At 58.2% G+C, this 18,579-nt stretch carries 17 protein-coding genes and 2 pseudogenes; 16 read left to right on the forward strand and 3 right to left on the reverse strand.

The window, feature by feature from the left end:
- Both Q1W15_RS20340 and Q1W15_RS20345 read right to left on the reverse strand, forming a co-directional pair.
- Positions 1-1,392, reverse strand: a pseudogene (locus tag Q1W15_RS20340) (hypothetical protein); the annotation flags it as partial.
- Positions 1,393-1,552: 160 nt separating this feature from the next.
- Positions 1,553-2,269: an alpha/beta family hydrolase gene (locus Q1W15_RS20345; protein WP_300731473.1), complete on the reverse strand. Its 717-nt coding sequence runs from the start codon at positions 2,267-2,269 to the stop codon at positions 1,553-1,555.
- Positions 2,270-2,342: 73 nt separating this feature from the next.
- Between Q1W15_RS20345 and ccoN (Q1W15_RS20350) the strand changes: the two genes are divergently transcribed.
- From ccoN (Q1W15_RS20350) to fnr, 16 genes and pseudogenes are all read left to right on the forward strand, one after another.
- On the forward strand, positions 2,343-3,767 hold the full coding sequence (gene ccoN, locus Q1W15_RS20350) for a cytochrome-c oxidase, cbb3-type subunit I (protein ID WP_300731476.1): 1,425 nt from the start codon (positions 2,343-2,345) through the stop codon (positions 3,765-3,767).
- Positions 3,768-3,777: 10 nt separating this feature from the next.
- Positions 3,778-4,386, forward strand: coding sequence for a cytochrome-c oxidase, cbb3-type subunit II (gene ccoO, locus Q1W15_RS20355; protein ID WP_300731479.1), 609 nt, complete (start codon positions 3,778-3,780; stop codon positions 4,384-4,386).
- Between the two features lie 12 nt (positions 4,387-4,398).
- Positions 4,399-4,590 carry a cbb3-type cytochrome c oxidase subunit 3 gene (locus tag Q1W15_RS20360; protein ID WP_300731618.1) on the forward strand — a complete coding sequence of 64 codons (192 nt, stop codon included), beginning with the start codon at positions 4,399-4,401 and terminating at the stop codon, positions 4,588-4,590.
- Positions 4,587-5,525 (forward strand): cytochrome-c oxidase, cbb3-type subunit III, encoded by a 939-nt coding sequence (ccoP, locus tag Q1W15_RS20365; RefSeq protein WP_300731481.1) that lies wholly within the window; start codon positions 4,587-4,589, stop codon positions 5,523-5,525. Before Q1W15_RS20360 ends, ccoP (Q1W15_RS20365) begins: the two co-directional genes overlap by 4 nt.
- Positions 5,526-6,005: 480 nt before the next feature.
- Positions 6,006-7,448 carry a cytochrome-c oxidase, cbb3-type subunit I gene (gene ccoN / locus Q1W15_RS20370; protein ID WP_300731484.1) on the forward strand — a complete coding sequence of 481 codons (1,443 nt, stop codon included), beginning with the start codon at positions 6,006-6,008 and terminating at the stop codon, positions 7,446-7,448.
- On the forward strand, positions 7,448-8,059 hold the full coding sequence (ccoO, locus tag Q1W15_RS20375; protein ID WP_300731487.1) for a cytochrome-c oxidase, cbb3-type subunit II: 612 nt from the start codon (positions 7,448-7,450) through the stop codon (positions 8,057-8,059). Before ccoN (Q1W15_RS20370) ends, ccoO (Q1W15_RS20375) begins: the two co-directional genes overlap by 1 nt.
- Positions 8,060-8,065: 6 nt before the next feature.
- The gene (locus Q1W15_RS20380) at positions 8,066-8,257 is read left to right on the forward strand and encodes a cbb3-type cytochrome c oxidase subunit 3 (RefSeq protein WP_300731490.1); all 192 of its coding nucleotides are present in this window, start codon (positions 8,066-8,068) and stop codon (positions 8,255-8,257) included.
- Positions 8,254-9,234 (forward strand): cytochrome-c oxidase, cbb3-type subunit III, encoded by a 981-nt coding sequence (gene ccoP, locus Q1W15_RS20385; protein WP_300731492.1) that lies wholly within the window; start codon positions 8,254-8,256, stop codon positions 9,232-9,234. Before Q1W15_RS20380 ends, ccoP (Q1W15_RS20385) begins: the two co-directional genes overlap by 4 nt.
- Before the next feature lie 206 nt (positions 9,235-9,440).
- A pseudogene (locus Q1W15_RS20390) lies at positions 9,441-9,852 on the forward strand (type II toxin-antitoxin system VapC family toxin).
- Between the two features lie 217 nt (positions 9,853-10,069).
- Positions 10,070-11,485, forward strand: coding sequence for a cytochrome c oxidase accessory protein CcoG (ccoG, locus tag Q1W15_RS20395; RefSeq protein WP_300731495.1), 1,416 nt, complete (start codon positions 10,070-10,072; stop codon positions 11,483-11,485).
- Between the two features lie 12 nt (positions 11,486-11,497).
- Entirely contained in the window at positions 11,498-12,040 is a 543-nt protein-coding gene (locus Q1W15_RS20400) for a FixH family protein (protein WP_300731498.1), read from the forward strand.
- A gap of 105 nt (positions 12,041-12,145) precedes the next feature.
- The gene (locus Q1W15_RS20405) at positions 12,146-14,596 is read left to right on the forward strand and encodes a heavy metal translocating P-type ATPase (RefSeq protein WP_300731501.1); all 2,451 of its coding nucleotides are present in this window, start codon (positions 12,146-12,148) and stop codon (positions 14,594-14,596) included.
- 20 nt (positions 14,597-14,616) lie between these two features.
- Entirely contained in the window at positions 14,617-14,847 is a 231-nt protein-coding gene (gene ccoS, locus Q1W15_RS20410; RefSeq protein ID WP_300731503.1) for a cbb3-type cytochrome oxidase assembly protein CcoS, read from the forward strand.
- Complete coding sequence (locus Q1W15_RS20415; RefSeq protein ID WP_300731506.1) at positions 14,840-15,523, forward strand: sulfite exporter TauE/SafE family protein; 684 nt, start codon at positions 14,840-14,842, stop codon at positions 15,521-15,523. Before ccoS ends, Q1W15_RS20415 begins: the two co-directional genes overlap by 8 nt.
- A gap of 96 nt (positions 15,524-15,619) precedes the next feature.
- Entirely contained in the window at positions 15,620-17,002 is a 1,383-nt protein-coding gene (gene hemN / locus Q1W15_RS20420) for an oxygen-independent coproporphyrinogen III oxidase (RefSeq protein ID WP_300731509.1), read from the forward strand.
- 166 nt (positions 17,003-17,168) lie between these two features.
- Entirely contained in the window at positions 17,169-17,903 is a 735-nt protein-coding gene (gene fnr, locus Q1W15_RS20425; RefSeq protein ID WP_300731511.1) for a fumarate/nitrate reduction transcriptional regulator Fnr, read from the forward strand.
- A gap of 55 nt (positions 17,904-17,958) precedes the next feature.
- Here fnr and recR read toward each other — a convergent pair whose 3' ends face one another.
- Positions 17,959-18,561: a recombination mediator RecR gene (gene recR / locus Q1W15_RS20430; protein WP_300731514.1), complete on the reverse strand. Its 603-nt coding sequence runs from the start codon at positions 18,559-18,561 to the stop codon at positions 17,959-17,961.
- Between the last annotated feature and the right edge of the window lie 18 nt (positions 18,562-18,579).

The following is an 18,579-nucleotide window of genomic DNA, read 5'->3' on the forward strand; positions in this document are numbered from 1 at the left end:
AAACGTGCCATTACCCGACAGCTCGCCCATGGATAACCGATGGAACGCCTCGGAACGGCTGAAATCGACACGCCCACCGGCCAGCACCAATGACTCGACATTGCTGTCGCCTTTGACATCCCACGTGACGTCTTTATCGAGCTGGAGCTTTTCAACATCGCTCATCTGACCGGTAAAGCGCGTGCCATTTTGCAGCCGGACATTGACCAGTGCGCCTTCAGGAATGGTCAGGTTGCCGTTCAGGAAACTGCCATCCACCACCAGGTCCAGTTCGCTGTCGGACTGCAAGTCCAGCAACTCACCCTTGCCGTTATTGGAAGATAGGGTAGAGCCGTTACTGACGTTGATAGTGGCTTGGGCACCGGAATCCACTTTGATCGCAGGGCCGTTTGTGCTGCCGACATAAGCGCCATCAATCTCGACGGTGTTATCGCGGCCGCTGATATTCAACGCGGCAGCGTTTTCAGACTGAATCGAGCCGCCCTTGACCAACAGGCTGCCGCCACTGAGCTGTGCGCCGACTGCACCGGCACCGTGGGCTTTGACGTGAGTGTTGTTCAGTTCGACTCGGCCGCCATGGTCCACCATAGCGCCCGCAGCACCTTCACCGAAGGTCTCGATAAAACTGTCGGTGAGTTTCACGAGCGCGTTTGAGCCAGAGGCGTATGCGCCATGCGCCTGCTTTCCAAGAGTGGTAATCGATGAGCCCGCACTTAAAAAAATAGACGTCCCGCTCAACGCTTGAGCCCCATACGCGCGCTCACCTTCGGTGGACACCGCGCTGGCGCTTAAGTCTATAAAAGCACCCTGGTCAAATGCCGGGTGCCTCCATGCCTGTAACCCGACAGCTTCCTTGCCCAACGTTTTGATCTGAAGGCCAGCCCCGTTCACACGCCCCATATAACTCCAGATGCCAGCGCTGCCTTCGCCCTTGGTCATGATAGAGCCCGAGCCAAGGCTGACCTCGCCGCTACCGGCAAAAACCCCAGCGGCAAAATCCCCGCTGGTCGCAACATCGATTTTTTCAACATTGGCTTTACCGCCATAGGTCGCCACCAGCCCGATGCTGCCGTCTCCTGTCGTGCTGATTGAAAGTTCACCCGAGGAATTGAATTCACTGCCAAACCCATGTACCTGCACACCATGGGCGCTTAGACCAGATGTCGTCACAGCCATATCCGATGACTGGATTTTGCCCCCTGAGTCTGCATACATGGCAGAGACGCCGTAGCCTGTCGTCTCAATCAACTGACCAGTGACACTGGCCTCTGCACCATTTTGTGCAACGACCCGATCAGCATCGGCAGCCTGCACTTGCACACTTTGAAACATCAAGGCCTGAGCGACCGCCAGTACAAGAAGGGACTGCTGCGTTGTAGGAAATTGAGGCATAGCGATTATTTCTCTTATTGCGATGGCTTCCTACGGTCCTCAACGATATTGCTGAGCCCGCCTACAGAAAGGGCTAACAGCATGGAAATAATCGGCCTTTCAACATAGAGGGCTTGTCTCTCAACGCCGTAGGACTGAACCTTTTTTATGCAGCGCTACTTCAAACAAGGCACAGCCCACTCGTCTGCGCGGTGAGCCACGCTGCAACCCTGGCGGCCGCAACATCCAGATGCTGCTCGTGGGTAAACCCTGAAGCCTTCAAGGGTTTCAAATCGTGATCCCCCGTCACCATCCAGCACAGCTCAATAGTGGCTGCCAACGTATACGTCTCAACCGTACCGCGATTGCCCAAGGCATCGCGTTCGCCTTGCACAATCAGCGTCGGCGTTGTTAATTCGGCCAGATGCGCCACACGGGGCTTTTGCGGTTTACCGCTCGCGTAAAACGGGTACCCCAAACACACCAGCCAGTCCGCACCCAATTCATCCGCCACCAGGCTGGCCATGCGCCCGCCCATTGATTTGCCTCCCACAGCCAATGGCCCAGCGACATGCCGTCGCACCTCGGCATACACCGCGCGCCAGCTGTCGAGCAGTTGGGGTTGCGGATTGGGTGGCCTTTTGCGGCCATCGAGACGGCGCTGAGCCATATAGGGAAATTCGAAGCGCAGCACGTTAACCCCGCGCGCGGCAAGGCGCTCAGCCATGGCGGTCATCCATTCACTGTCCATCGGCGCACCTGCGCCGTGGGCCAGGATCAAGGTCCCGTCACCCGTGTTTTCTGGCCTCGGTACCGCACCATTCCACACCCACCCCCGGTCCCGTACGCACTGCGCCCATTGATCCCCGTCAATACCGACCGTCGCCGCTACGCCCATGCTTGCCTCGCTTTTAGTCTGCCAATAACTCCAGGCGTACGTTTGTATTCGCCTGAACCGTGGATGGGGAACCATGAACACTTCTATAAGTACCGCCTACAACTATAAGGTGGTCCGCCAATTTGCCATTATGACGGTGGTTTGGGGCATCGTCGGTATGGGGCTCGGCGTTTTTCTCGCTGCGCAGTTGGTCTGGCCAGAACTCAATTTCGATTTACCCTGGACCAGTTTTGGGCGCCTGCGCCCACTGCACACCAACGCCGTGATTTTCGCTTTCGGCGGCTGCGCACTGTTTGCCGCCTCGTTCTACGCGGTGCAACGCACCTGCCAGGCGACATTGTTCGCCCCTAAAATTGCCACGTTCACGTTCTGGGGCTGGCAATTGGTGATTGTGCTAGCGGCTATCAGCTTGCCGCTGGGCTACACCAGCTCCAAGGAATACGCCGAGCTGGAATGGCCGATCGACATTTTGATCACCATCGTTTGGGTCGCCTACGCCATCGTGTTTTTCGGCACGATCATGAAGCGCAAGACCAAACATATTTACGTGGGTAACTGGTTCTTCGGCGCATTTATCGTGACCGTGGCCATTTTGCACATCGTCAATAACCTGGAAATCCCGGTCAGCTTTACCAAGTCGTACTCGCTTTACGGCGGCGCGACAGATGCCATGGTGCAGTGGTGGTACGGGCACAACGCCGTGGGCTTTTTCCTGACGGCGGGCTTTTTAGGGATGATGTACTACTTCGTGCCGAAACAGGCCGAACGCCCCATCTACTCCTATCGCCTGTCCATCGTTCACTTTTGGGCACTGATCACCCTCTACATCTGGGCCGGCCCGCACCACTTGCACTACACCGCGCTGCCGGACTGGGCTCAATCGTTGGGCATGGTGATGTCGTTGATTTTGCTGGCACCGAGCTGGGGCGGCATGATCAACGGCATGATGACCCTCTCAGGGGCCTGGCATAAGCTGCGCAGCGACCCGATCCTGCGCTTCCTGGTCGTGTCACTGGCGTTCTACGGCATGTCGACCTTCGAAGGCCCGATGATGGCCATCAAGACCGTCAACGCCCTCTCTCACTACACCGACTGGACCATCGGCCACGTGCACGCCGGGGCCCTGGGTTGGGTGGCGATGATTTCGATCGGCGCGCTGTACCACATGATCCCCAAAGTCTTTGGTCGCCCGCAGATGTACAGCCTGGGGCTGATCAACGCGCACTTCTGGCTGGCCACTATCGGCACCGTGCTCTATATCGCCTCGATGTGGGTCAACGGTATCGCCCAAGGCCTCATGTGGCGCGCCGTCAACGAAGACGGCACGCTGACCTACTCCTTTGTCGAAACACTGGTCGCCAGCCACCCGGGCTATGTCGTACGCCTGATTGGCGGCGCGATCTTCTTCAGCGGCATGTTGCTGATGGCTTACAACACCTGGCGCACCGTGCGTAACGCCGAGCCCGCCGAAGTTGTAGCTGCGGCGCAGATGGCCTGAGGAGCTGACCATGAAACACGAAATCATTGAAAAAAATATCGGCCTGATGCTGTTGCTGATGATCCTGTGCGTGAGCGTCGGCGGCCTGACTCAAATCGTGCCGCTGTTCTTTGAGGATGTGACCAACACCCCGGTCGAAGGCATGAAGCCTTACACCGCGCTGCAACTGGAAGGCCGCGACGTCTACATCCGCGAAGGCTGTGTGCAATGCCACTCGCAGATGATTCGCCCGTTCCGGGCCGAGACCGAACGCTATGGCCACTACTCGGTTGCCGGTGAAAGTGTTTGGGATCACCCGTTTCTGTGGGGCTCCAAGCGCACCGGCCCGGACCTGGCCCGGGTGGGCGGCCGTTACTCCGATGACTGGCACCGCGCTCACCTTTACAACCCGCGCAACGTGGTGCCCGAGTCGAAAATGCCAGCGTACCCGTGGCTGGTCGAGGCACCGGTGGATAGCAGCCATACCCGCAAAAAGCTGGAAGTGATGCGCACGTTGGGCGTGCCTTACACCGACGAAGACATCGCCAACGCCAAGCAATCGGTGCAAGGCAAGACCGAAATGGACGCCCTGGTGGCCTACCTGCAAGTGCTCGGCACTGCCATCAAAAGCAAGAGGTGAGCCATGTTTGAGATGAGCAGTGGAATGATCCGTGGTCTTGGAACCGTGGTTGTGGCAGTGGCTTTTATCGGCCTGGCGCTGTGGGTATTCAGCCCACGCCGCAAGTCCGAGTTCGAAGACGCAACCTTACTGCCCTTCAAGGACGACCCGCAGGCCATTCAACACGTCGAGCAAGAACAAGCGTCTAGGAGTAAAAAAGCATGACCACCTTCTGGAGTCTCTATATCAGTGTGTTGACCATCGGCACATTGATAGGCCTGACCTGGCTGCTGTTTAGCACGCGCAAAGGGGAGAAAAAGGGTGAAACCGTCGAAACCATGGGCCACAGCTTTGACGGCATCGAGGAGTACGACAACCCGCTGCCACGCTGGTGGTTCATGCTGTTCATCGGCACACTGGTATTCGGCGTAGGTTACTTGATCCTCTACCCGGGCCTGGGCAATTGGAAAGGCCTGCTGCCCGGTTATGAGAATGGCTGGACCGGTGCCCACGAATGGGAAAAGGAAATGGATAAGGCTGACGCTAAATTTGGGCCTATTTTCGCCAAATTTGCAGCCATGCCCGTAGAACAAGTCGCCCAGGACCCCCAAGCGCTGAAGATGGGCGGCCGTCTGTTTGCCTCTAACTGCTCGGTGTGCCATGGCTCGGACGCCAAGGGTGCATTCGGCTTTCCAAACCTGGCTGACACTTCATGGCGCTGGGGCGGCGATGCCGACACCATCAAGACCACCATCATGGAAGGGCGTATCGCCGCCATGCCGGGCTGGGGCCCGGTGCTCGGTGAAGAAGGTATCAAGAACGTAGCCGCGTATGTGCGCCACGACCTGGCAGGGCTGCCGCTTGCGCAGGGTACAGCCGTAGACCTGGTCGCCGGTAAACAGGCGTTCGACACCACGTGTGTTGCCTGCCACGGAGCCAACGGCAAGGGCATGCCCATGCTGGGCGCACCGGACTTGACCGCACCGGCAGGCTTTATCTACGGCACCAGCCTGGCGCAATTGCAGCAAACCATTCGCCATGGTCGGCAAGGCCATATGCCAGCGCAAAAGGAATTGCTGGGGAACGATAAGGTCCAGTTACTGGCCGCTTACGTATTCAGCTTGTCGCATGCCAATCAAGGGGAAAAGACAGCAGAATAGTTTCTTAATATTTCATGCCGCACCGTTATGGTGCGGCATTCCTCTTTCTCGAACGCGACCAAGTGTCGCACCTCTTCTGGCCGCCTTTCTTGCGCTTGCACCGCTCAAGACAGCAGCCTCGCGTGTCGCTGACAGGCTTTTGTCAGCTCGGGTCAAGTGAAATTAATGACTCGGTTAAATCGCACGGGCCTGCGCCACACCGCAGGGTTTACCCCAACTACCGTCGATTACAGCCATCATCGTACTGTCATCGTGCCTTGATTGCGCCTCGCCGGACCTCTCCTGCCCCCTTCATTTACCCCCCCAACAACCCATCGTGAGCCACGTTGCTTTAACCTTACTCCGCGCATGGAAAGGCCGCAGAATAAGCGTTGGAACGTATTGACCGAGGTCAAGCTGCGTTGCAATAACCCTACGTTCTATCCATACTTACGACCGTTTTTTACTCCTAATAAAATACCAAAACCGTGGAACCTTAGAATGAGCACTGCAATCAGTCCGACTGCTTATAACTATAAGGTAGTCCGCCAGTTCGCCATCATGACGGTGGTCTGGGGGATCCTTGGCATGGGGCTTGGGGTTTTTATCGCGTCACAGCTCGTGTGGCCTGATTTGAACCTTGGCCTTGAATGGACGACCTTTGGCCGTCTGCGCCCTCTGCATACCAACCTTGTGATTTTTGCCTTCGGTGGCTGTGCACTGTTTGGCACCTCGTATTACGTCGTACAGCGCACCTGCCAGACGCGACTGATTTCCGACGCCGTCGCTTCGTTTACCTTCTGGGGTTGGCAAGCGGTCATTGTGGGGGCACTTGTCACGCTGCCGATGGGTTACACCACCAGCAAGGAATACGCTGAACTCGAATTGCCGGTGGCTATCCTGCTGGCGATCGTCTGGGTGGCGTATGGCATTGTGTTCTTTGGCACGATCATGAAGCGCAAAACCAGGCACATTTATGTCGGCAACTGGTTCTACGGTGCCTTTATTATCGTGACCGCCATGCTGCACATTGTTAACCATGCCTCGTTGCCCGTGAGCTTCTTCAAGTCCTACTCCGCCTATGCCGGTGCGACGGACGCCATGGTTCAGTGGTGGTATGGCCATAACGCGGTTGGCTTTTTCCTGACCACAGGCTTCTTGGGCATGATGTATTACTTCGTGCCGAAACAGGCCGAACGCCCGATCTACTCCTATCGCCTGTCCATCGTCCACTTTTGGGCGTTGATCACCCTCTACATCTGGGCCGGCCCGCACCACCTGCACTACACCGCGCTGCCGGACTGGGCTCAGTCGCTGGGCATGGCGATGTCGATCATCCTGCTGGCCCCAAGCTGGGGTGGCATGATCAACGGCATGATGACCCTCTCGGGTGCCTGGTATAAGTTGCGCACCGATCCAATTCTGCGCTTCCTCGTGGTATCGCTGGCGTTCTACGGCATGTCGACCTTCGAGGGCCCGATGATGGCCATCAAGACCGTCAACGCCCTCTCCCACTACACCGACTGGACCATCGGCCACGTACACGCCGGCGCTCTGGGCTGGGTGGCGATGATTTCGATCGGGGCCATGTACCACATGATTCCGCGTGTTTATGGTCAAAAACAGATGTACAGCACCGGTCTCATCAACGTTCACTTCTGGCTGGCCACCATCGGCACCGTGCTCTACATCGCCTCGATGTGGGTCAACGGCATCACGCAAGGTTTGATGTGGCGCGCCATCAACGATGACGGCACCCTGACCTATTCGTTCGTCGAATCGCTGCAAGCGAGCCATCCGGGCTTTATCGTTCGCGCCCTGGGCGGGGCCATCTTCGCCAGCGGTATGTTGTTCATGGCCTACAACGTGTTCCGCACCGTGCGTGCCTCGAACCCGGTAGAAGCTGAAGCGGCGACCAAGATCGCCGTCGTGGGAGCCCACTGATGATCAAGCACGACACTATTGAGAAGAACATCGGCCTGATGGCCTTCTTCATGGTCATTGCCGTCAGCATTGGCGGCTTGACTCAAATCGTTCCGCTGTTCTTTCAGGAAGTGACCAACACCCCGGTTGAAGGCATGAAGCCACGCACCGCACTGGAACTGGAAGGCCGTGACATTTACATCGCCAACGGCTGTGTCGGCTGCCACTCGCAGATGATTCGCCCGTTCCGTGCCGAAACCGAACGCTACGGCCACTACTCGGTCGCCGGTGAAAGCGTGTGGGACCACCCGTTCCTGTGGGGCTCCAAACGTACCGGCCCGGACTTGGCCCGCGTGGGCGGTCGTTACTCCGATGACTGGCAGCGTGCGCATTTGTACAACCCGCGCAACGTCGTTCCCGAGTCGATCATGCCAGCGTATCCGTTCCTGGTTGAGCGCAAGCTCGACGGCAAGGACACGGCCAGAAAGATGGAAGTCTTGCGCGTGCTCGGCGTTCCTTATACCGACGAAGACATCGCCGGGGCCAAGGATGCGGTCAAAGGCAAAACCGAAATGGACGCACTGGTGGCTTACCTCCAGGGCTTGGGCACCATCATCAAAAGCAAACGGTGATTCTTCATGGATATCGGGATGATTCGCGGCCTGGGCACTGTCGTCGTGATGGTGGCTTTTATCGGCTTGGCATTGTGGGTATTCAGCCCGCGGCGCAAGTCCGAGTTTGATGACGCAACCCTGTTGCCCTTCAAGGATGATCTCGAAGCCATTAAGCACGTCGAGCAAGAGCAAGCGTCTAGGAGTAACAAAGAATGACTACATTCTGGAGTCTGTACGTCACAGTCCTCACTCTGGGTACCATCTTCGCTTTGACCTGGTTGCTGCTGGCCACCCGCAAGGGCCAACGCAGCGAGCAGACAGAAGAGAAAGTTGGACACTCGTTCGACGGGATTGAAGAGTACGACAACCCCATGCCCAAATGGTGGTTCATGCTGTTTGTGGGCACCGTGATCTTCGCCCTTGGCTATCTGGTGCTTTACCCTGGCCTGGGTAACTGGAAAGGCCTGTTGCCGGGCTATCAGTACCTGGACTTGCAAAACCAGACGCAGTTTGCCAACGGCGAAACAGGCTGGACCGGGGTTCACGAGTGGGAAAAGGAAATGGCCAAGTCGGATGCACGATTTGGACCGATCTTCGCCAAGTTTGCGGCCATGCCTATCGAAGAAGTGGCCAAAGATCCGCAAGCACTGAAAATGGGCGGTCGTTTGTTCGCCTCCAACTGTTCGGTGTGCCACGGTTCTGACGCCAAGGGTGCCTACGGCTTCCCCAACCTGACCGACAGCGACTGGCGCTGGGGCGGTACGCCCGCCGATATCAAGGCCAGCATCATGAACGGCCGTCATGCCATTATGCCTGGCTGGTCCGAAGTGCTTGGTGAGCAAGGCGTGAGCGACGTTGCCGCTTATGTACTGACCAGCCTGGACGGCCGCAAACTGCCCGAAAGCGCAAAAGCTGACCCGGCCAAGGGTAAAGAGCTCTTCGCCACCAATTGTGCCGTGTGCCACGGCGCGGAAGGTAAAGGCAACCCACTGATGGGTGCGCCCGACCTGACTCACCCGGGTGCGTTTATCTACGGTTCGAGCTTCGCTCAACTGCAGCAAACCATCCGTCACGGCCGTCAGGGCCAGATGCCTGCACAGGCTGAGTTGCAAGGGAACGACAAGGTTCACTTATTGGCCGCCTACGTCTACAGCCTGTCCCATGGCGAAGAAGACGCCAAAGCCGCTGACTGACGCTATTACCTGGCACCTGACAAGGCCCCTCCATTAACCATGGCGGGGCCTTTTTTTGAGCATTTTCTTTGGGTTGCTATCGCATCTTATTTAGTAGCAATGTTGCTACATTAGTTTTTTGGGAGATCGCCCCCATCACCACCCTTTCCAGCCGTGAATTCAATCAGGACACAAGTGGTGATCTCACCGCGCCCCGTGGACTTCTAATGTTTCTGCTCGATACCAACGTGGTCTCAGAACTTCGCAAACCCCAAGCTGACCCGGCCGTGGTCGCTTGGGCGAACAGCGTCCCCGCCAGCAAACTGTATGTTTGCACCATTACCTTGCTTGAACTTGAAACCGGCATCCTGCGCCTGGAGCAGCGCGACCCCGCGCAAGGCGTACCCGCTGCGAAACTGGCTTGAAGCGCATGTTCTGCCCGCTTTTGCAGGTCGCATTCTGTCGATTGATGGTGCCGTTGCCAGACGCTGCGCCCGCCTGCATGTGCTCGACCGCAGCAACGAGTGCGATGCCCTGATCGCAGCAACCGCGCTGGTGCATGGCATGACCGTTGTCACCCGCAACACCAAGGACTTCGCCTTCAGCGGCGCACACGTCCTGAACCCTTGGCAAGCCTGATTCAGAGCGATTGCGCACCCTACGCCCGCCCCGAAGTCAATTGATCTGAGTCACGACTTGTTACAACTACTATACCAAGTTGCGCTTTTCAGGAACGCGACCAAAGGTCGCACCCTTGAGCTAGAGTCACAGGGGTATCATTACGCCATTGCATCACCTTCTGACCGCGGTTGGCACGTACTGACCGAGGCATTTTCCACTGCCGTGGGACGCCCTAATGAGCAATCAGATTCCTGTTAACGACGTGACACCACCTGCCAAGAAACCCACTGAAAACGTTGACCTCTATGCGGCCCGGGAAAAAATCCATACCCGCGCCTTCACCGGCTTTTTCCGCAACCTGCGCATGGCCGGAGGAGCCCTTTTGTTCTTGCTGTACTTCGGTACGGTCTGGCTAAACTGGGGTGGCCATCAGGCCGTCTGGTGGAACCTGCCCGAGCGTAAATTCTTTATTTTTGGTGCCACCTTCTGGCCACAGGATTTTATCCTGCTGTCCGGCTTGCTGATCGTTGCTGCCTTTGGCCTGTTCTTTATTACCGTGTACGCGGGTCGAGTCTGGTGTGGCTACACCTGCCCCCAAAGCGTGTGGACCTGGGTGTTTATGTGGTGCGAGAAAGTCACTGAAGGTGACCGCAACCAGCGCATCAAACTCGACAAGGCTCCCATGGGGCCGAACAAGTTCTTACGCAAACTCAGCAAGCACCTGCTGTGGTTACTGATAGCCCTTGTCACCGGCCTGACCTTTGTCGGGTACTTCTCACCGATACGCGAACTGGTCGTCGATTTTTTCACCGGCCAGGCCGATGGCTGGGGTTATTTCTGGGTCGGTTTCATCACCCTCGCCACCTATGGTAACGCCGGGTGGTTGCGCGAGCAGGTATGCATTTACATGTGCCCTTATGCACGTTTTCAGAGCGTGATGTTCGACAAGGACACGCTCATTGTTTCCTACGACCCCCGTCGCGGTGAAGTCCGTGGCCCGCGCAAGAAAGACGCCGACTACAAAGCTCAAGGCCTGGGTGACTGCATCGATTGCACGATGTGCGTACAAGTCTGCCCGACCGGAATCGACATCCGCGACGGATTGCAAATTGAATGCATCGGTTGCGCGGCCTGTATCGATGCTTGCGACAGCATCATGGACAAAATGAACTACCCGCGCGGCTTGATCAGCTATACCACCGAACACAACCTCTCAGGCCAGAAAACCCATAAATTGCGCCCGCGCCTGATCGGCTATGCCCTGGTGTTGCTGACCATGATGGGCCTGCTGGCAGCGGCCTTCTTTACCCGCAGCCTGGTAGGCTTCGACGTCAGCAAAGACCGCGTGTTGTACCGGGAAAACGCTGAAGGTCGAATTGAAAACGTCTACAGTCTGAAAATCATGAACAAGGACCAGCACGATCACACCTACGTGCTCGACGCCATCGGCCTGCCCGACTTGAAACTGCAAGGCAAGCGCGAAATCAAGGTCGCGGCAGGCGATATTGTCAGCCTGCCGGTTGAGCTGTCGATTGCTCCCGAGCAACTGCCAGCCAGCACCAACGAGGTGTTCTTTATCCTCAAGGACGCCGACAACAGCGACATCAACGTCAAAGCCAAGAGCCGTTTCATCGGCCCACACATCAGATAAGAGATACTGCCCATGCCCGCCGATAAAAATGCCAACCCGTGGTACAAGCAACTATGGCCGTGGATCATCATTGCCATTCTCGCCTGTTCGGTCACCCTGACCCTGTCAATGGTCACGATTGCCGTCAACAACCCTGACCACCTGGTTAACGACAACTATTACGAGGCAGGCAAGGGTATCAATCGCTCACTGGACCGTGAACTGCTGGGCCAGACCCTGCAATTGAAAGCCACACTGCGCCTGGATGAAATGACGGGTGAAGTGGTGTTGCTGCTGGAAGGCAAGAGCCAACCAAAAACGCTGGAACTGAACCTGATATCACCGACCCAGCCCGATAAGGACCGCACGATACTCCTGAGCCTGAGCGATTCAGCCCCAGGCCGCTATATCGGCCAACTGGATGACAAGGTCGAAGGCCGGCGTTTTGTCGAGCTACTGGGCGTTGAAGATGGCAAGACCTGGCGCCTGTTTGAAGAGGAGCTGGTCGGTCACGACGTTGACTTGCTGCTGGGTGACGAACCGCTTCAGGGTGCCGAAGACCACACGGCGAAATAACCTCATCGCGAGCAGGACCGCACCTTTAGGTACGCGCGAACCCTGAAGGCCGAGCCTGCCCGCGATGGCGTACTTTTTGGCAACACCTGCTCGCGAAAGACCGTCATGACCTCTCCCGTTCCCTGCTATCACTGCGCCCTGCCCGTGCCACCGGGGAGCCGGTTCACCGCCGTTGTCCTGGGTGAAACCCGCGAACTCTGCTGCCCCGGCTGCCAGGCCGTGGCAGAGGCCATTGTGGCCGGCGGCCTTGAGCATTATTACCAGCACCGCAGTGAAGCGTCTGCCAACCCCGAAGCATTGCCCGTGCAACTGGTTGAAGAACTGGCCCTGTATGACCGTGCCGACGTACAAAAGCCCTTCGTGCGCCATGAAGGCGAGCAGGCCGAAACAACGCTGTTGATCGAAGGCATCAGTTGTGCCGCGTGCGGCTGGCTGATCGAAAAACACCTGCGCCGCCTACCGGCGGTCAGCGAAGCCCGCCTCAACCTCTCCAATCACCGCTTGCACGTGCGTTGGGCTGATAGCCAATTGCCACTGAGTGAAGTGCTGAGCGAGCTCCGCCATATCGGCTACGCCGCTCATCCTTATCAGCCGGATCGCGCCACCGAGCAATTGGCCCGCGAAAACCGCCTGGCGCTGCGCCAACTCGGTGTCGCAGGGCTGTTGTGGTTTCAGGCAATGATGGCAACGATGGCCACCTGGCCGGAATTCAATATCGACCTGAGCGCAGAGATGCACACCATCCTGCGCTGGGTGGCACTGTTTCTGACGACACCTATCGTGTTTTACAGTTGCGCACCGTTTTTTAAAGGTGCCATGCGCGACTTGCGCACTCGCCATCTCACCATGGATGTTTCGGTGTCATTGGCGATTGGCGGTGCCTATACGGCCGGGATCTGGACCGCAATCACCGGTGTCGGCGAGCTGTATTTCGACGCCGTCGGCATGTTCGCCCTGTTGTTGCTGGCAGGGCGCTACCTTGAGCGCAGAGCCCGCGAGCGCACCGCTGCCGCTACCGCGCAATTGGTCAATCTGCTGCCCGCCTCTTGCTTGCGACTGATGGATGACGGTCAAAGCGAACGCATCCTGCTGACCGAACTCAAAGTCGGTGACAAGGTACTCGTCCATCCTGGGGCGATTCTGCCTGCTGACGGTAAAATCATTGAGGGACAGTCCAGCATTGATGAGTCCCTGTTGACCGGAGAGTACCTGCCGCAAACCCGCATGGCCGGTGATGCCGTGACAGCCGGTACCTTGAACGTCGAAGGCGCGCTGACCGTCGAGGTGCTGGCTCTGGGGCAGGACACGCGACTGTCCGCCATTGTCCGCTTGCTGGATCGCGCCCAAACCGAAAAACCCCGCTTGGCCGAAATTGCCGACAAGGCGGCCCAGTGGTTTCTGTTGTTCTCCCTGGTAGCCGCAGCCGGCATCGGCCTGCTGTGGTGGCAGCTTGACCCCACACGAGCTTTCTGGATCGTGCTGGCCATGCTGGTCGCTACCTGCCCTTGTGCCCTTTCTCTGGCAACCCCGACCGCGCTGACTGCAGCCACCGGCACCCTGCATAAGCTGGGGCTGCTGTTGACCAGAGGCCACGTTATCGAAGGGCTGAACCAGATCGACACGGTGATTTTCGATAAAACCGGCACCCTCACCGAGGGCCGTCTGGCGTTACGCGCGATTCGCCCCTTGGCTGACCTGAACAGCGATGATTGCCTGAGCCTGGCCGCTGCTCTCGAAAACCGCTCGGAACACCCGATCGCCCGCGCCTTCGGCCGTGCGCCCCAAGCCGCCGATGACGTACACAGCACACCCGGGCTAGGCCTTGAGGGGAACATCGGCCAGCAGCGCTTGCGCATCGGCCAGCCCGGCTTCGTGTGTGCGCTGAGCGGTTGTGAAGTGCCCGACATGCCTGACGAACCTGGTCAATGGCTGCTCTTGGGCGATAGCCAAGGTGCCCTCGCCTGGCTGGTACTTGACGACCGCCTGCGCGCCGACGCCCCAGCCTTGTTGGCCGCCTGCAAGGCTCGCGGGTGGCGCACGCTACTGCTCTCGGGTGACAGCTCGCCGATGGTGGCCAGCGTTGCCGCCGAACTGGGCATCGATGAAGCCCAGGGAGGGTTACGCCCGGATGACAAGCTGCGAGTGCTGAAGCAATTACACGCCCAGGGCCGCAAGGTGCTGATGCTGGGCGACGGCGTCAACGATGTACCGGTGCTGGCCGCCGCCGACATCAGCATCGCCATGGGCTCGGCCACAGACCTGGCCAAAACCAGTGCAGATGCGGTACTGCTGTCCAACCGCCTGGACGCGCTGGTTCACGCTTTTAGCCTGGCGCGTCGCACGCGCCGGGTGATCATTGAAAACCTCTTGTGGGCCGGCCTGTACAATGGCCTGATGCTGCCTTTTGCGGCACTGGGCTGGATCACACCGATCTGGGCCGCCATTGGCATGTCAGTCTCTTCGCTCACAGTGGTGCTGAACGCGTTGCGCCTCACCCGCATGCCGGCTCAGGTGCCAGCCCGACTGACGCCAGAAACCCGCCCGCTACCGGCCTGAACCGGTCGCATGGAGTTGATATGCCAGCACTTTACGTCATGATTCCTGCGGCTCTACTGATCGTCGCCATTGCCATTTTTATCTTTTTTTGGGCCGTGGACAGTGGCCAGTACGATGACCTTGACAGCCCGGCCCACAGCATCCTGTTTGACGATCAGGATCCGCAGCACACGGCAGCCGTCGAAGAAGCCAGACACCCGCACGCCGAGCCGGCCAAAGACACCGACCCTAAAGCGCCACCTCATGTTTGAGTTGGCACCGCTGCTGGTCAGCGCCGTCATCCTGGGGCTGCTGGGTGGCGGCCACTGCCTGGGCATGTGCGGCGGCCTGATGGGCGCGCTGACCCTCGCCATCCCCAAAGAACAGCGCAGTCGACGCTTCAGGCTGCTGCTGGCCTACAACCTGGGCCGCGTGCTGAGCTACGCCACGGCAGGCTTGCTGCTGGGGCTGGCGGGCTGGGCAGTGGCCAACAGCCCGGCTGCGCTGTTTATGCGCGTACTGGCAGGCTTGCTATTGATTGGCATGGGGCTGTACCTGGCGGGCTGGTGGAGCGGTTTAACCCGTATAGAAGGTCTGGGCCGTGGTCTATGGCGTCATATTCAGCCCGTGGCCACCCGCCTGCTGCCGGTGTCGAGCCTGCCCCGCGCCCTGTTATTGGGCAGCCTGTGGGGCTGGTTGCCGTGCGGGCTGGTGTACAGCACGTTGATCTGGTCCGCCAGCCAGGGCAGTGCAATCGACAGCGCCTTGCTGATGCTGGCCTTCGGTCTTGGTACCTGGCCGGTACTGCTGGCCACAGGCTTGGCCGCTGAGCGCGTCACGGCCCTGCTGCGCAAACGCAGCGTCAGAATGAGCGGCGGGGTACTGGTGATTCTGTTTGGCCTCTGGACCCTGCCCGGCCCGCATCAGCACTGGCTCATGGGGCATTGACCCGCCGCCCCGCCCACCGTTGATGCAAATCAAGGCGTTGCAAATTCTGAGCCCCTAGACTCCTGCGCATTGTCAGTCTTTTAGGGGAGTACCCGCATGCTCGACGCCATTCGTTGGGACTCAGATTTAATTCGCCGTTACGATCTGGCGGGGCCGCGCTACACCTCGTATCCGACAGCGATGCAATTCAATGATCAGGTCAGCCCATTCGACCTGCTCTACGCCTTGCGCGAGAGCCGCAAGGCCCTGCGCTCACTGTCGCTGTATGTGCATGTGCCGTTTTGCGCCAATATTTGCTACTACTGCGCCTGCAACAAGGTCATCACCAAAGACCGCGGACGGGCCCAGCCCTATTTGCAGCGCCTGGAAGAAGAAATCAAGCGTGTAGCCTGCCATCTCGACCCTCGGCAACAGGTCGAGCAGCTGCATTTCGGGGGCGGCACGCCGACATTCCTCAGCCACGATGAACTGCGACACCTGATGGCCACACTGCGCGAGCACTTCAATCTGCTGGACGACGACTCGGGCGATTACGGGATCGAAATTGACCCGCGCGAAGCTGACTGGTCGACCATGGGGTTGTTACGCGAACTGGGCTTCAATCGCGTGAGTATCGGCCTGCAAGACCTCGACCCGACCGTTCAACGCGCAGTCAATCGCCTGCAAAGCCTGGAAGAAACCCGCGCCGTCATTGATGCAGCCCGCACATTGCAATTTCGCTCCATCAACATCGACCTGATCTATGGCTTGCCCAAGCAAACACCTGAGGCTTTTTCCCGCACGGTAGAAGAGGTCATCAGCCTGCAACCGGATCGCCTGTCCGTCTTCAATTACGCGCACCTGCCAGAGCGCTTTATGCCTCAACGCCGCATCAACACGAGCGACCTGCCCTCGCCTGCGGAAAAGCTCGAAATGCTTGAACGCACCATCAATCAGCTCACCGCCGCCGGTTATCGGTACATCGGCATGGACCACTTTGCCCTGCCAGACGATGAACTGGCCATAGCCCAAGAAGAGTCAACATTGCAGCGCAATTTCCAGGGCTATACCACCCACGGTCATTGCGACCTGATCGGGCTCGGCGTGTCGGCCATCAGCCAAATCGGTGATCTGTACTGCCAGAACAACAGTGACCTGACGCAATACCAGCAAGTGATAGCCAGCGGCCAGCTCGCGACGGTTCGCGGTGTACTGTGCAGTGCCGACGATACGATCAAACGCGAGGTTATCCAGCAAATCATCTGCCATTTACACCTGTCATTTGCAGACATCGAGCAGGCTTTCAATATCGACTTCCGGGACTATTTTGCAGCGCAATGGCCCACACTGCTGACCATGGCTGAGCACGGCCTGATTACACTGGACAACGAGCAACTGACCGTACTGCCAGCAGGCCGTCTACTGGTGCGCTCCGTGTGCATGGTGTTCGATGCCTATCTCGAGCAACAAAACCGGCAACGGTTTTCACGTGTGATCTAACCGTTATCCTCGGCGACGAAAAAACGGTGATGCTCTTTTTAACGCCCCTTAACGCCCTGCTCAAGCGGGTGGCCGGGGCGGCTGCGCCTGTTTCGCGCGCTGGCCTCGACTCCTTTGCTGAGTTACCCTTGCATCTTATGTGTGTTTTCCCACAAGGATCGAAGAAATGCCCGAGCCAGTAAAAGTGCGCGCCCATAGCCAGGCCCAATGCAAGGACTGCAGCCTGGCCCCTCTGTGTTTGCCACTTTCGTTGAATCTGGAAGACATGGATGCGCTGGATGAAATCGTTAAGCGCGGTCGCCCTTTGAAAAAAGGTGAGTTTCTGTTCCGCCAGGGCGACAAATTCGGTTCGGTCTATGCAGTCCGTTCAGGCGCACTCAAAACCTTCAGCTTGAGCGGTGCCGGCGAAGAACAAATTACGGGATTCCACTTGCCAAGTGAGCTGGTGGGTTTGTCCGGCATGGACACCGAAAGCTATCCCGTATCAGCTCAAGCGCTGGAGACCACGCCCGTTTGCGAAATCCCCTTCGAACGGCTGGACGAACTTTCCGTACAGTTGCCGCAACTTCGTCGCCAGTTAATGCGCATCATGAGCCGGGAAATTCGCGATGATCAGCAAATGATGCTGTTGCTGTCGAAAAAGACCGCCGATGAGCGCATCGCGACCTTTCTGGTGAACCTGTCAGCGCGGTTCCGTGCACGGGGCTTCTCGGCCAATCAGTACCGCCTGAGCATGTCGCGCAATGAAATCGGCAACTATCTGGGGCTGGCGGTTGAAACCGTTTCCCGTGTGTTCACCCGGCTGCAAGCGGATGGCTTGATCACCGCTGAAGGCAAGGAAGTGCACATTATTGATCCCATAAAGCTGTGCGCCCTGGCTGGCGGCTCGCAAGAAGCCTAAGCGCAACTTGCCGCTGTACGGGGGCGCGGGGTGCGGCCCCCGTACAGCGCGGGCATTACAACACGATGGGTTTGCGCCCGGCGAACGAATGAGCAAGGGTACCGCCGTCCACAAGCTCCAGCTCCCCGCCCAATGGCACGCCGTGAGCAATACGCGAAGCAATCAGCCCCTTGCTGCTCAGCAACTGGGCAATGTAGTGCGCAGTGGCCTCGCCCTCGACCGTCGGGTTGGTCGCCAGAATCACTTCGCGAAAGGTGCCTTGAGTGGCAATCCGCTCCATTAATTGCGGAATACCAATAGCATCAGGGCCAAGGCCATCAAGCGGCGACAAATGCCCCTTGAGTACAAAGTAACGGCCACGATAGCCGGTCTGCTCCACGGCATACACATCCATCGGCCCCTCCACCACGCAAAGCAACGTGTCATCGCGCTTCACATCCAGGCACTGCGGGCATAAATCATTTTCGGTCAAGGTTCTGCACAGACGACAATGCCCCACCCCCTCCATTGCTTGGCTCAGCGCCAGCGCCAACCGTGAGCCGCCACTGCGATCACGTTCCAGCAGTTGCAGGGCCATGCGTTGTGCCGTCTTTTGGCCTACGCCCGGTAAAGTGCGCAAGGCATCGATCAATTGGCGAATAAGGGGGCTAAAGCTCATAGGGAAAGGTCCGACAAA

It is taken from the genome of Pseudomonas sp. (assembly GCF_030150285.1).
Taxonomy (GTDB): domain Bacteria; phylum Pseudomonadota; class Gammaproteobacteria; order Pseudomonadales; family Pseudomonadaceae; genus Aquipseudomonas.